We start from the raw sequence: 13,986 nt of genomic DNA on the forward strand, positions 1-13,986 counted from the left end.
GATCAGTTCTCCGAGAAAATATATCCAGTTTGAATCAAACGAATAAAACTAAAAACAAAGTATCGTACATTTTACACAGAACTCTGGACTTGACTCGTTGCTGTAGCACCCCCTCCTAAAAAATTAAAGACGATTTCGTAAAGACAAGAATATTGTCCTAGTCTCCAAAACTAACATTAGCAAAAGACGAGCATCAGGAAACAATCACTATTTTCTACTTAAAGTGACAAAACCGAATTATTCATTTCGTGCGTTAAATTATCAGATTATCGTTTTAGAAATAAATACATCTAAAAAAAGACAGAAATAACAGTCGTACACCTCATGGATGGGACTATTATTTCTGTCTTTTTTAGTGTTTTCAATTTAGTCGGTTGATCAGGACAAAAAAAGGGATACGATACTGTATTTAACAGCATTGTATCTCCCATTTTTAATCTTCTTCTGGTGTTCCATCTTTCATCGCTCTATCGATGGCACGCTCTAAAAGAGCATTTCCTTCTTCGTTTAACACTGTTTGATCTTCGTTAAATAATGATGCAAGTTCTACTTCATCTTCTTCAGCTATCGTGGTGAATTGATTGTGAATATCAATAACTTGTAGACCGAACTCATCAGCCACTGTATTCATTTCATTCATATAATTTCTGTAATCAAGCGATCTGGAATTGTTATTCGTCATTTCAAAAAGATTAGGTTCAGTTTCCATCAAAAAGATGTCCGCATCAGGCAATCCTTCCGTCAATGTATTTAGCATACTTGTTAAAAACTGATTGGTTTCTGATAAAGCGACATCTCGATCATGATCTTCAAATGCAGGCATTCGATAAATGACGACGTCTGCTTCAGAAGCAATAACATTGTCTACATATCGTTGAATATACAAGTTGTATGTACCGGTCTCAGGATACGTATATTCTTCTATTTCTACTGTGCCACTAACATTATTTTGGATCAGTGTATTCATTTGATTATACCATTCTAAAGATGTATCAATTGGACCATAATAAGCTAGGTTCACTGGATCGTTTACAAGCGTTTCATAATCAATCCTTTGTAAAGGTGTTAACGAATCAATATCCGCTTCATAGGCTGCAATTTTTTCTTCTGCACTTAATGAATCTTCATCATCTTGTTCCTCTGCAACTTCAGTATCTTCTGTTTCTAGTGATTCGTTTGAACTCTCGGCACTCAGGCTATTTTGTAGCATTTCTTCTTCTTGCGTTGCTGCGTGTTGTCTACCGAAAAAGATAATGAGTATCGAGGCTACACCTAAAATAATCGTTAAGAAAATATTCTTTTTCACATGTTAACATCCTTTCAACAAGATTCCTAAAAAGCATATCACACTTACATCTATTAATACAATAAAAAACAGTAAAAGTCTTTTATGAAAGACTTTTACTGTTTTTTATATAAAGATCATCACAATTATTTTTTGCCTGTCAGCTGTTTGTAGCGATCGTACCATAAGTCAACATATCCATCGGAGAATGGTCCCTTTTCTTCCTTGATCCATTCAACAAGTACTTTGATATGCTCCTTCAGTATAAGATCTACTTCATCTGGATAATCCCATTTTTTACCATGCTCTTCATATTCATCTACATCTAAAAGTCTTTTTTCTCCATCAGGAAATACTTTGACGTCTAAATCATAATCAATATACTTCGCACCTTCTTCATCGATAAGAAACGGAGAAGCCATATTACAGTAATAAGAAGTGCCTTTTTGGCGAATCATCGTAACGATATTGAACCAGTAGTGTTTGTGGAAATAAACAAGTGCAGGTTCTCTTGTTCGCCATCTTCTACCATCAGATTCGATTACCAATGTATGATCATTACAACCAATCAATGAATGTTCAGTTGTCTTTAAGACCATCGTGTCTCGCCAAGTTCTGTGCAGACTTCCATCATGCTTATAGCTCTTAATTGTGATGAAATCTCCTTCTTTTGGAAATTGCATCAAGTGTACCAACTTTCTTTATCTGAGCAAAAAATATTTTTCTGCTTACGATTTATCTCACCACGTATTATATCACAATCCCTTACTTATCCGTAGGGAAATGTGATATCAATCTATTGAGATGAAAAATAAAGAAAATAAAGGGTTCCGATTATTAGAATAAAGTGATTTCTTTATGGGCTTTTAGAAGCTTCTGTTGAAGTACTGGAAAGACGTATTGATCAAACGCATCTTCTGCTACCCATTCGCAGTTTGTTGGTATATCTGACGTTGCTTGGTCTAATTCAGCTTCGTACAGGTAAATATTCCAATGAAGATGTGTGAAGACATGCTTGACTGTTCCGCTCGAGGTACGATCAATTTTGACACCTAAGCTATACTTGTCTTTCACTACGCGATTGATCATTTCAGCTTCTGCTTCATCGACTTCATGTAAATCTTTTTGGACAAATGATTTCCATCCAGATTGATCAAGCACAACTTGTTCCTCGATCATCGGAAATGTCCACATATTCGCTAGTAATTTATCTTCTGAACGTTTTTCTAGCAAGTAACGACCTGATTGGTCCTTGATTAACAGTGCAAAATAATTAACGATTTTACTTTTCTTTTTCTTACTTTTAAATGGATACTTCAAATACGTTTCATTGAGATAAGAAGCATTAAAATCTTTGACCGGACTTTTGGAAGGATCATAGTTTTTAGGCGTACAGATCGTTGCACCTAAATCCATCAACGCTTGATTGAAATCTCCCGGTCTCTCTTGATCGATAATATGATACATCACTTCTTCAAATACTTTTCTACTTGCTGGTTTGGCGATATCTACATCGATTTCAAATAAACGGCTTAATACACGCATCAAATTCCCATCAACCGCTGGTTCTGCTTGATTGAAAGCAATACTAGAAACGGCCCCAGCTGTATAAGGACCTATTCCTTTTAATTTCTTGATCTCTTCAAATTCAGTGGGAAATTTACCATCATAGGTGGTCATGACTTGAATCGCAGCTGCTTTCATATTTCTTACACGAGAATAATACCCGAGTCCTTCCCATGCTTTTAGCAAGGTATCTTCATCTGCTTTTGCTAAATCTGCGATTGTTGGAAATATTTCGAGAAATCTATTGTAGTAAGGGATAACTGTATCTACCCTTGTTTGCTGTAACATAATCTCCGATATCCAGATTTTATAGGGATCAGAAGTCCTTCTCCAAGGAAGATCTCTTTTTTCTTCATCATACCAGTCCAACAAGACCGTTCTAAATTGTTCGATCTTTTCCTGTGGCCACATTTCTATTTGGTATTTTTCTTTTAATTCTGCGACACTTAATGACTTATTCTTCATCTTCTTCTTCCTTTTGTTCAATAAATCTTTGGATCAAATCAGAGGGATATCCTTTTTGAAACAAGCTTGTTTTTGTTTTTCTAATCAATTCGTATCCGCTAGCTTTATGTGCATACCGTTTCCAAGCTCTTTCTCCTTGGATGACCAAAGAATCATATTCTTCATCTTCAGATTTTTCAGTATCTAACTCTGTTATGACTGCTTGAATGATATCCATATCATAGCCTTTTTGAAGTAAGAATTGCTTGGTCTTTTGTATGGCTTCACGCTGAGATTTCTGATTTGCTTTCTTCCAAGCTTTTTCAGCTAAGTTAAAAGCATTATCAAACTGATCCTCATAAGAATATTCTTCCATCGCTTCTTCTGTTTGTAACTTGTCGATTCCTTTTCTGTTCAATTCATTCATAATCACTTTAGGTCCTTTTCTGTTTAAATTAGCAGAGGTTCTTACATAGCTTTTAGCATATTCTAGGTCGTCAATGAACCGCTGATCTTTAAGCTTTTCGACTACTTCATCAATATATGCTTCAAATTCTTTCTCTATCAGATCATCTCGAACTTCTTTTTCCGAGCGCATGCCGTAGCTTAAGTAATTCAAGGCACGTTGGAATGCTTTCCTAGAAACATCTTCTTCTTCTAAGGTTTCTTGGAATTCTTTAGTGACGACCATCCCTTTGTGGAGCATGTGTCTGATGATCAGCTCTTCATCAACGGGAAAAGCATATTTTTCATCAATAAATATATTGTACCTACCCTGTCGTTTTTGAGCTTGAATACTTGTGATTACATTTTTCTTTTCTTTTTTTGGTTCTTTCTTGATCAATTTCTGTATTTTCTGATTGTTCATATTCGAAGAGGCTTGCTGATCCTGATTAGGTACTAATCTGATGAGCTGTTCATTTATTTTCTTTTCTTTATCGTCTCGATTCATGTAAGATCATCCTCCAAATATAGTAACCTAATTATAACACACGTTAGTAGCAAGCTACAGCCTTCCAGCGGATTTTAAGAACGATTGTTCTCAAAAAAAAGAACCCAACCTTCGTGGTTGAGTTCCCTTAAACGATAGATTTAAAGACCTTTTTCTACGTCATTACTGACGGAATCACCTTTAGCTTTTTCGTAAACTCTACGCTCATCTTTATCCAGACCAGTTTTTTTAGGGTCTCCCGTTATAAAACCAAGTGGTGAAGCAGTATCTGGACTTGTTACTTCATCTCTAGCTGGATCTCTACGATCTGGCGTAGCATCCGGTTGACCCGTTCTTTTTAAATCGTTATTTGAAGTTTTATCTTTATCACTCATATTAAATCCTCCATTCATTAACCATTGACGATGACGCCACCGTTAACATGAATCGTTTGTCCCGTCACATAACTAGAATCATCACTTGCTAAAAAAACGTATGCAGGTGCTAACTCGAAAGCTTCTCCTGGGCGACCTAATGCACCGTCTTTACCCCAGCCAGCAATTTCTTCTTTAGGGAATGTTGCAGGAATCAATGGTGTCCAAATAGGACCTGGAGCTACCGTATTTACTCTGATATTTTTAGCCGTAAATTCTTGATTTTGTGATAACGAACGAGTGAATGAGACGATCGCACCATTCGTACCAGAGTAGTCGATTAGATTTGGATTCCCTTTATATGCCGTTACAGAAGAAGTATTCACGATTTTTCCACCATCATTCATATGTGGAAAGACAGCTTTTACGAAATAAATCATACTGAAAATATTCGTACGATATGTTCGATCGACTTGTTCTGCAGAAATATCCATAATCGATTCTTGATACATCTGTTCTCCAGCATGATTGACAAGAATATCAATAGAACCCCATTCAGCAGCAACTTTTTCCGCTACTTCATTTGCATAGGATTCGTCTCCAACATCACCTTTGAATACAAGTACATCCGCACCTAATTCTTTTAATCTGTTTTCAGTGTTCTTAGCGTCATCATCCGATGAATAGTAAGTGAAGGCAACTTTTGCACCTTCTTTAGCAAAAAGAATAGCTGTTGCTGCACCAATTCCAGAATCGCCACCAGTGATGATTGCTACTTTATCTTTCAATTTATCGGCAGCTTTGTAAGCTTCGTTCTCAACGATAGGCTCACGACGCATATTCTCTGACTCATCATCTATAAGGTAGTCTTTCTTAGGTTCCTGTGTTGGTATCGCGTTTTCTTCAGTCATTTAGTCAGTCTCCTTTAATGAGTAATAAAAATATTCGCTTATTTTTTATCTTCTGATGGTTCTTCTTTCATACCTGCTTCGTTTGTATCTGTAGTATATTTTGCATCACTTTCGGGTGCTTCACTTTTTTCAGAAGGATCTTTTTCCGTTTTCGCTTCAGCATTTAGTGGGCTTTTAGCTTCAGGTTTTACTACACCCTTAGCGACATTTTTAGGGTAACCATGATTTTCATCTTCTGATTCAACTGTTTTTTCTTCTCCAGTAAGATCTGGTGTTGTTTCAAGAGATTCTCCGTTATCTTCAGTCGGCGAGACACTCGCTTCTGTATTACCTTGATTTGCTTTATCTGTTTCATTGGTATCGACTTGGTCTTCTTCTCTAGCATCTTGTACTTGAGAAGGGTCCATTGAACCATTCATATTTTTAGAATCTGTTTCTTGTGTGTCGACATCTGTTGGTTTTACATCATGTTGTTCACCTTGAATTGCTGCTTCTTCACTGTTTACTTCATCTAATGGATTTTTGTGAGTGTCTTTCATTTTATCATCATTCTCCTTGTAAGTTACGTTTTTATTTACTTCAGAAAGAGTAGATTTCTTTGGTGCATCACTGTCGGCCAGCAATACGATTTCTCCATCTTCTAAAGCTTCAATATGATGTTCTGCGATTTCGTGAGGTACGCCATGCTCTTCTAAGCTGTTATGCGCCTCATCAGAGTCATAAGTTCCAAATGACAATGTCTCTTTAATTTTTTCCCAAAATGAACCATTATCTTCTGTATTTACAAAATCTACTTCTACAGATTCAAGTGTGTTGCTTTTGAACATTTCACTGTTATCTTTTACTGTTACGATCAGTAACTCATCGGCAGTATACCCTTCTTCATTGATGAGTCTCACTACTTCTGTTTTCACTTCTTGCTGTGTTTGAAATGTTCCTTCGAATCTTCTTTCCATCTTGTAAACCATCTCCTTTTGAATCTTATTACTTAAAAAAGTGATAAGTTTGTCTTACATAGAATGTTACCACCGGAGTATATCCTTGTAAAAAGATAAGACTCGTTGGACTGAAATTAAAAAAATGATTAGTTATACTTATAGTTTTTGTAAAAAATGTCAAACATATGACAAGATAAGCGTTTTTATCAATCTTCTTTATTGGTATATAGATTAAGAAATATACAAGTAATACAAAAAACTATTAAGTTAAACGGTTGATTTTAACCGTTTACAAACTATATTCAGATCAAATCACTAATTTAGTTTTAATTGAATGTGTTTTTTTATTCGTGTTTTAGAATAAAAAGATATTTTAATTATTGATTAATTTCGTCCGCTTTTTCAAAAAAAGAACTTTATTTATTACGAATTTGTGGTATATTTAATCAAGATAGATGGGAGAAATAAAATCGCTTTTTATGATGAAGGGTCGTGTATTATGGATAAGGTAGAAGTAAAAGAATTATTCAAAAAAGAACGCGTTGATAAACTGAAAAAGTTGAATAGCGACGCTTTTAGCTACCGTTACTTGATTGAGGACCAAGTGACTGACGCTATAACAGAAGGTAATCGTTCTATGCTTGAAGATACGTTGAATATCATCAATCTTGATGAAATGTTAGACTATCTTGCACAAGAAGGAATCGAACACCAACTTAGAAATTTCAAGAATCAACTGATCATTGTCAACACATATTGTAGAATCGCTGCTAAAAACGGCGGTGTGTTACCACTTTATTTACACTTGATCTCAGAACGCTTCTCTATTTTGATTGAAGATGCTGAGTCTATTCAGTACCTTAGAGAAAATGTTTACTATGAAATTTATAGAGAATATTGTCAAGCCGTTATCGATTTCTCAACGTTGACTTACTCAAGTGCAATGACTGAAGTTGTAAGTTATATTACTGAAAACCTTACTAGTGAATTGACTTTGACTAATATCGCTTCTATTTTCGGTATGCATCCAGTACACCTTGCTCGTAAATTCAAGCAAGAAACTGGTACAACCTTTATTGGCTACGTAAACCAACAAAGAATTTACTTGGCTAAGTACTATTTCCACCTCGGAAACTACCAACTAAGCGAAGTTGCAAACTTGTCTGGCTTCAACAGCCACTCTTATTTCACTAAAGTTTTCAAAAAAATTACAGGTCAAACACCGACAAAATACATCAAACAATTACCTGTTAACGAAAAAGTTTAAACTCAATCATTAAAGTGTCTGGGATAGATTCCCTTAAAGCTTTTAACGATAGAGAACCCCTGAGAGAATTGTACTTTTACAATTTGCTCAGGGGTTTTTCGTGTCTAATGATCTTATTTTCTATTTTTAGATCCTTTTGCTTGTATTAAGGATCAAACTAAGACTTAAATAGTGGATAGATTTAGAAAATGGATTTATATATATACAAGAGTCGGACATGAACGAGCAATACGTAGAAAAATCGGGCGCTTTTTTGGAATCTTCAAACGAAAACCTCTGATGCGTTCGAAAACTACTTCAACGATCCATTATTTTAAAGACATCCGTCAAATATGATAGAAACTGACAAAATAGAAGACTAAGACTTCTCCTAATCTCTATTCTCCGTGATAAAAAAGCTCCGATACCCTGCCTATTCTGACGTGGGTATCGGAGCTTTTTATAATCATTATTTCCAGTCTTTACCTTCTAAAATATCTTGAAGTAAGTTTGGATTAAACGACTGATTTCTTAGCATATTGATTTCATGCCCATAGGGCGCTTTTTTATTCTTTTTATCTTCACCAACATATGGGGTCTCTAAAATCTTGGGTATGGTTTTTAATTTAGGGTGGTGCACAACTTTGTTTAAAGCATCAAAGCCAATTTCTCCAAAGCCAATATTAGCGTGACGGTCTTTAGCAGCGCCTTGGATGTTTTTAGAGTCATTTACATGGATCACTTTCAAACGATCCAGACCGATAATGTCATCAAATGATTCGAGAACACCATCAAAATCTTCACGGATATTGTAGCCCGCGTCATGTGTATGGCAAGTATCCAATGTTACTGAAAGCTTCTCATTAAGATCAACCTTTTCAATGATTCGAGCAAGCTCTTCAAAGTTTCTACCAATCTCAGTCCCTTTTCCAGCCATTGTTTCTAAAGCAATTTGAATCGTTTGATCTTTATGAAGAATCTCATTTACCCCCTTGGCGATTTGATCAATCGCTGCATCTACGCCAGCTCCTACGTGTGATCCTGGGTGCATGGTCATCTGAGTAGCCCCAATCGCTTCTGCACGTCTAATTTCTTCTTGCATAAATTCTACTGCAAAACCAAAATTCTCAAGCTTGATCGTATTCCCTAGGTTGATAATATAAGGTGCATGGACAACAAGATTTTTCACATCTATAGAGTGATTCTTCATAAATGCTTGTCCAGCTTCGATATTCATTTCTGATATCGGTTTTCTTCTCGTATTTTGGGGTGCACCTGTATAGATCATAAACGTTGTGGCTTCATAGGATGCTGCTTCTTCAGCAGACCCTAATAGCATTGGTTTCCCCTTCATACCGACATGCGAACCGATGATTACCATGAACTTACGCTCCTTCTTCTGTATTCAAGACTTTCAATGCTAACTCTTCTAATTGACTGTCAGAAACGACAGAAGGTGCGTTTGTTAGTGGGTCGATTGATTTACCATTTTTAGGGAAAGCGATGACTTCTCTTATGTTCTTTTCTTTAGCCAATATCATGACTAAGCGATCTAAACCAAAAGCAATTCCGCCATGTGGTGGGAAACCATATTCAAGAGCATCCAATAAGAAGCCAAATTGACTTGCTGCTTCTTCTTTAGAAAATCCAAGTGCACTAAGCATTTTTTCTTGTAATTCTCTTTGGTGAATACGAATTGAACCGCCACCTATTTCATAACCATTTAATACGATATCGTAGGCATTGGCATAGACGCTTTTAGGATCTGTTTCTAATTTCTCGATATCTTTTTCAAGCGGCATAGTGAATGGATGATGTGCTGCGCTGTATCTACCAGCTTCTTCATCGTATTCAAGCAATGGCCATTCATCGACCCATACAAAAGCTAGTTCATCTTCATCGATAAGATCTAATTCTTTGCCTAAGTGGATACGAATAGCGCCAAGTGCATCAAACACGACTTTTGGTTTGTCGGCTACAAAGAGTAGTAAGTCTCCTTCTTCAGCTTGCATTCTTTCTTGTAGTTCTTTTGTGATTGGTTTGTCGTTAAAGAATTTAGCGATCGGTCCGCTGAATCCTTCAGCCGTAACCTTCATCCACGCTAACCCTTTTGCACCATATATTGCGGCGATTTCACCCAGTGCATCGATATTCTTACGTGAGAATTGATCTGCTGCACCTTTAACTGTCAAGCCTTTTACGATACCACCATTTTCAAGTGTACTTGAGAATACTTTGAAATCAGAATCTGCTACGACGTCGCCTAATTCTACTAATTCCATTTCAAACCTTGTATCTGGTTTGTCACTTCCGTAACGGTTCATTGCATCATCATAAGAAATTCTGGCAAATGGTCGTTGGATTTCTGTACCTTTTGTTTTTCTAACGACTTCTACTAATAATTGTTCCATCAATTCTTGGATTTCATTTTCATCAACGAAACTTGTCTCAATATCCACTTGTGTGAATTCAGGCTGACGGTCGCCTCTTAAATCTTCATCTCTAAAGCAACGAACGATCTGATAGTAACGATCTAGCCCAGCACCCATCAACAATTGTTTAAATAATTGCGGTGACTGAGGAAGTGCAAAGAATTTGCCTTCATGGACTCTCGAAGGTACAAGATAATCACGCGCGCCTTCTGGTGTAGATTTCGTTAGATACGGTGTTTCGATATCTAAGAAACCATTCTCATCAAGAAAATCGCTGAACACTTTTTTTACTTGGTGACGAATGATCATATTTTCTTTCATTTTATTTCTTCTCAGATCAAGATATCTGTATTTCAATCTCAAATCATCTGAAACGCCATTTGTATCTTGTAAATCAAATGGTGGTGTCTTCGCTTTGTTAAGGATAGACAATGCCGTCGCTTCAATCTCGACTTCTCCAGTAGGCAGATTCTTATTCACTGTACCTTCTTGTCTTTTGACGACCGTGCCTGTTACTTCAATTACAAATTCTGAACGCAATGATTCAGCAATTGTAAAAGCTTCTTTTGATTTGTCTGAATTAAAGACGATTTGTAAGATTCCTTCGCGGTCTCTTAAATCCACAAAGATCATGCCACCTAAATCTCTTCTTTTCTGAACCCATCCTGATAGAGTGATTTGTTTACCGACTTGCTCATCTCTGACTTCTCCACAATACATTGTTCTTTTCATTGTTTTCACCATTCCTACTTTTTTAATCTCGCTTCAATCTCTGTCAAAAGATCATTCGTTTGCGCAGTATATAATTCATTTAAATCCATAGTGATCTGTTCACCAGTCGCAAGTGCCTTCACATTAACTGTACCATTCACTATTTCATTTTCACCTAACGTAAATACGTAACTTGCATTCAGCTTATCAGCCGTTTTAAATTGTTTAGCCGGTTTTCTGTCTAAAAACTCACGCTCGACATTTAATCCATTTTTTCTTAAAGCATACGCTAATTTAGTTGCTTCTTTATCTGTACTTTTTCCTATCGTTACGATAAAGGCATCTAAAGCATCTACTTCGGGGTAATCAAAAGCCATGTTATCCAGTAACATCACGAGTCTTTCTAAACCAATGCCAAAGCCGAATCCGGCAGTTTCTGGACCACCTACTTCTTTTACTAGACCATCATAACGTCCTCCGGCACAAACTGTTGTGTTGGAACCGAAATTTGGATCTTCTGTCATCACTTCGAAAATCGTATCATTATAGTAGTCAAGTCCTCTAACCATATTTGAATCAACGACATATTCTATATCAAGCGCTTCTAATGATTCCTTTACACTCGTAAAGTGCTTCATGGATTCTTCACTCAAGTAATCAAGAATTGAAGGCGCATCTTTAACGATTTCTTTGTCTTTTTTATCTTTACTGTCTAGTACACGTAAAGGATTTTTGTATAGTCGCTCTTTTGAGTCTTTACTAAGTGATGCCATTTGTGGTTCAAGGTAATCGATCAATGCTTGACGATAAGCAGTTCGAGAGGCTGTATTCCCTAATGAATTGATGACTAGTTTAAGATTTTTAATTCCAAATGATTTAAACATGTCCATTGCTAGAACCATTGTCTCTACATCTGTAGAAGGATTAGGGTTTCCAAATACTTCTACACCTAGTTGGTGGAATTGTCTCATGCGCCCTTTTTGAGGTCTTTCATAACGGAACATTGGGGCGATATAATAAAATTTCATTGGCTTAGGATATTCTGGACCGTAGAGTTTATTTTCGACAAAAGCTCTTACAACCCCGGCAGTACCTTCTGGTCGAAGTGCAACATGACGTTCACCTTTATCATAAAAGTCGTACATCTCTTTAGAAACGATATCGCTGGTTTCGCCAACACCTCTAGCAAACAATTCGAATTGTTCAAAAATCGGTGTACGAATTTCTTTGAATTGATAGCGTGATAAAAGTTTTCTCGCATTTTGTTCGATATATTGCCATTTATTTGTATCTTCAGGCAAAAAATCTGGTGTTCCTTTAAGTTTTTGATAGGTCATTTTAATCCTCCAATAGTAAAAAAGTCTATAAAAAAAGTCCTACTTCTACACTATAGTGTAAAAGTAGGACGTGTTATCATAAAAGTTCACGTGGTACCACCTAGTTTCAGAAAGCTATTAAGCTCTCTCTCACCAGTTAACGCCTTTTAAACGTGACAGCTTTTCACTGCCATACCTCCAGAGTGTCTTTCAAATAAAAGTTAGCGGTCTCTTTCAGCCTAGGAGAACCTTTCTGTATTCAATAACTTTTAATTTACTTTCTCTTTCATCAGTCATTTTATTATTGATTATGTTTGTATATTAACTACAAGCTTACAAGAAAGCAAAAGTAAAGTCAATATGGTTTTTTTATTTTTGATCGTTTGGATTGATATTGCATATTCTAGGCGTTAATTGCTATAATAACAGGAACGAACGTGTAATATTTTGCATTCTATGAAAGGATGACAGCAATGGATCAACAAGCAATCGATCTACATAAATTTCTACCTAAAAAGAAGCTTTTCATCACCATCATTGTATTGATTATCGGTATCGCTGTAGCATCAACGATCGCTTTGGCTAATGCCAACAGCGTCATTGTAAAAGCTAGTTCGTTAAATGTTCGAATCGGTCCTGGTCTTTCTTATGACGTGATGACACAAGTTAATGAAAATCAACGCTTAAACGTGTTAGATGAAGAAAACCAATGGTATAAGGTCAGATTAAGTAATGATCAAGTTGGATGGGTAGCCGGATGGTTAGTTGAAAATGATGAAATCACCTCTGAAAACCAAAAATACGGAAGAGTCACTGGAAAAGAAGTCAATATTAGACAATATGCGACGACGGATTCAGCCATTATGGGCACTGTTTTTGAGAACGCCGAACTTTCGATTCTATTCGAAGAAAATGATTGGTACCAAGTCCTCTATTTAGGCAAAGTAGCTTGGATACACAAAGATTATGTTGAAGTAAGCGAATCGCCATCTACTGTACCTACAGAAGAAGTATCTTCAACACAAGAAGTGGTCATTGGTGAATTACAGTCAAATATTCGCGCTATTGCTTCAACTGAAGGAGAAATTCTTACAGCCGCTGAACCTAACGCTCGATTGATCTATTTAGGCACTGAAGATGATTGGTATAAAGTTCAACTAGAAGATGGTCGAACAGGTTACGTAGCCAACTGGGTCTCAAGTTTATCGAACGTCGATACAGTCAACGTTCAAGAAGTTGAGAAGCAAGTCAGCCGAGCAGCAACGAACTTGTCGGAGGCAATTATTATGATTGACCCTGGCCATGGTGGTAAAGACCCTGGTGCCATGTCCAGTACCGGTATTCAAGAAAAGGATATCGCTTTAAGTACAGCAAAAATATTAAAGCGTCGCTTACAAGATGCTGGAGCTAGAGTCATGTTAACGAGAGATGATGATTCGTTTATTTCATTAAACGATCGTGTCTACCTTTCACATAAAGCCTCTGCTGATGCTTACATCAGTATTCACTTTGATGCTATGGAAGAAGCTAATTCTATGAGTGGTACGACCACTTACTACTATTCTGAAAGTGAAAAAGCTTTGGCCGATACGGTGAATGATTATCTTGCTCAAAACGGTCCTTTGACAAATAATGGTGTTCGCTTAGGTAATTATTATGTACTCCGAAATAATGCTCAGCCTTCCATTCTGCTTGAATTGGGCTATTTAAATAATGATGTAGATATATCAATGGTGAGCTCTCAGTCTTATCAATCGACCGTGGTTGAATCGATTTATCAGGGTTTAAGAGATTATTTTTCTAATTAGATAATATGAAGAGACATCTAGATG

Annotated in this window: 12 protein-coding genes; 2 read left to right on the forward strand and 10 right to left on the reverse strand. The window is 36.5% G+C overall.

Features of this window, described 5'->3' with window-relative positions; translation table 11 throughout:
- Positions 1-433 precede the first annotated feature (433 nt).
- The 7 genes from J5J05_RS05330 to J5J05_RS05360 all read right to left on the reverse strand — a co-directional run bounded on the left by J5J05_RS05330 (position 434) and on the right by J5J05_RS05360 (position 6,467).
- Positions 434-1,306: an SGNH/GDSL hydrolase family protein gene (locus tag J5J05_RS05330; RefSeq protein ID WP_208559636.1), complete on the reverse strand. Its 873-nt coding sequence runs from the start codon at positions 1,304-1,306 to the stop codon at positions 434-436.
- Between the two features lie 125 nt (positions 1,307-1,431).
- On the reverse strand, positions 1,432-1,968 hold the full coding sequence (ntdP, locus tag J5J05_RS05335; protein ID WP_208559637.1) for a nucleoside tri-diphosphate phosphatase: 537 nt from the start codon (positions 1,966-1,968) through the stop codon (positions 1,432-1,434).
- Between the two features lie 154 nt (positions 1,969-2,122).
- Complete coding sequence (gene mutY, locus J5J05_RS05340) at positions 2,123-3,316, reverse strand: A/G-specific adenine glycosylase (protein WP_208559638.1); 1,194 nt, start codon at positions 3,314-3,316, stop codon at positions 2,123-2,125.
- Positions 3,306-4,247 carry a recombination regulator RecX gene (recX, locus tag J5J05_RS05345; protein ID WP_208559639.1) on the reverse strand — a complete coding sequence of 314 codons (942 nt, stop codon included), beginning with the start codon at positions 4,245-4,247 and terminating at the stop codon, positions 3,306-3,308. The genes mutY and recX overlap by 11 nt, the downstream gene beginning before the upstream one ends.
- A 140-nt stretch (positions 4,248-4,387) precedes the next feature.
- Positions 4,388-4,621, reverse strand: a complete 234-nt coding sequence (locus J5J05_RS05350) for a hypothetical protein (protein WP_208559640.1) — start codon at positions 4,619-4,621, stop codon at positions 4,388-4,390.
- Between the two features lie 17 nt (positions 4,622-4,638).
- Positions 4,639-5,511, reverse strand: a complete 873-nt coding sequence (locus J5J05_RS05355) for an SDR family oxidoreductase (RefSeq protein WP_208559641.1) — start codon at positions 5,509-5,511, stop codon at positions 4,639-4,641.
- A 38-nt stretch (positions 5,512-5,549) separates the two neighbouring features.
- Positions 5,550-6,467, reverse strand: coding sequence for a general stress protein (locus J5J05_RS05360; protein WP_208559642.1), 918 nt, complete (start codon positions 6,465-6,467; stop codon positions 5,550-5,552).
- A gap of 481 nt (positions 6,468-6,948) precedes the next feature.
- Here J5J05_RS05360 and J5J05_RS05365 point away from each other — a divergent pair, with 481 nt between their 5' ends.
- The gene (locus tag J5J05_RS05365; RefSeq protein ID WP_208559643.1) at positions 6,949-7,716 is read left to right on the forward strand and encodes a helix-turn-helix domain-containing protein; all 768 of its coding nucleotides are present in this window, start codon (positions 6,949-6,951) and stop codon (positions 7,714-7,716) included.
- Between the two features lie 448 nt (positions 7,717-8,164).
- On the opposite strand, the gene J5J05_RS05370 is transcribed toward J5J05_RS05365, so the two are convergent.
- From J5J05_RS05370 to hisS, 3 genes are read right to left on the reverse strand one after another with little or no spacing between them, the layout of a single operon-like run.
- Positions 8,165-9,076 carry a deoxyribonuclease IV gene (locus tag J5J05_RS05370; protein ID WP_208559644.1) on the reverse strand — a complete coding sequence of 304 codons (912 nt, stop codon included), beginning with the start codon at positions 9,074-9,076 and terminating at the stop codon, positions 8,165-8,167.
- Positions 9,077-9,080: 4 nt separating this feature from the next.
- Positions 9,081-10,859 (reverse strand): aspartate--tRNA ligase, encoded by a 1,779-nt coding sequence (aspS, locus tag J5J05_RS05375; protein WP_208559645.1) that lies wholly within the window; start codon positions 10,857-10,859, stop codon positions 9,081-9,083.
- Positions 10,860-10,873: 14 nt separating this feature from the next.
- On the reverse strand, positions 10,874-12,175 hold the full coding sequence (gene hisS / locus J5J05_RS05380; RefSeq protein ID WP_208559646.1) for a histidine--tRNA ligase: 1,302 nt from the start codon (positions 12,173-12,175) through the stop codon (positions 10,874-10,876).
- 452 nt (positions 12,176-12,627) lie between these two features.
- On the opposite strand from hisS, the gene J5J05_RS05385 reads away from it, so the two are divergent.
- Positions 12,628-13,962, forward strand: coding sequence for an N-acetylmuramoyl-L-alanine amidase family protein (locus J5J05_RS05385; RefSeq protein WP_208559647.1), 1,335 nt, complete (start codon positions 12,628-12,630; stop codon positions 13,960-13,962).
- Positions 13,963-13,986: the final 24 nt, after the last annotated feature.

Origin of the sequence: Marinilactibacillus kalidii (genome assembly GCF_017599325.1) — a bacterium.
Lineage (GTDB): Bacteria > Bacillota > Bacilli > Lactobacillales > Carnobacteriaceae_A > Marinilactibacillus > Marinilactibacillus kalidii.

Coding starts and splice junctions, on each gene's coding strand:
- J5J05_RS05385 (WP_208559647.1), top strand. CDS start 12,628: ATGGATCAACAAGCAATCGATCTACATAAATTTCTACCTAAAAAGAAG.
- hisS (WP_208559646.1), bottom strand. CDS start 12,175: ATGACCTATCAAAAACTTAAAGGAACACCAGATTTTTTGCCTGAAGAT.
- J5J05_RS05370 (WP_208559644.1), bottom strand. CDS start 9,076: ATGGTAATCATCGGTTCGCATGTCGGTATGAAGGGGAAACCAATGCTA.
- J5J05_RS05350 (WP_208559640.1), bottom strand. CDS start 4,621: ATGAGTGATAAAGATAAAACTTCAAATAACGATTTAAAAAGAACGGGT.
- mutY (WP_208559638.1), bottom strand. CDS start 3,316: ATGAAGAATAAGTCATTAAGTGTCGCAGAATTAAAAGAAAAATACCAA.
- J5J05_RS05355 (WP_208559641.1), bottom strand. CDS start 5,511: ATGACTGAAGAAAACGCGATACCAACACAGGAACCTAAGAAAGACTAC.
- recX (WP_208559639.1), bottom strand. CDS start 4,247: ATGAATCGAGACGATAAAGAAAAGAAAATAAATGAACAGCTCATCAGA.
- J5J05_RS05365 (WP_208559643.1), top strand. CDS start 6,949: ATGGATAAGGTAGAAGTAAAAGAATTATTCAAAAAAGAACGCGTTGAT.
- aspS (WP_208559645.1), bottom strand. CDS start 10,859: ATGAAAAGAACAATGTATTGTGGAGAAGTCAGAGATGAGCAAGTCGGT.
- ntdP (WP_208559637.1), bottom strand. CDS start 1,968: ATGCAATTTCCAAAAGAAGGAGATTTCATCACAATTAAGAGCTATAAG.
- J5J05_RS05360 (WP_208559642.1), bottom strand. CDS start 6,467: ATGGAAAGAAGATTCGAAGGAACATTTCAAACACAGCAAGAAGTGAAA.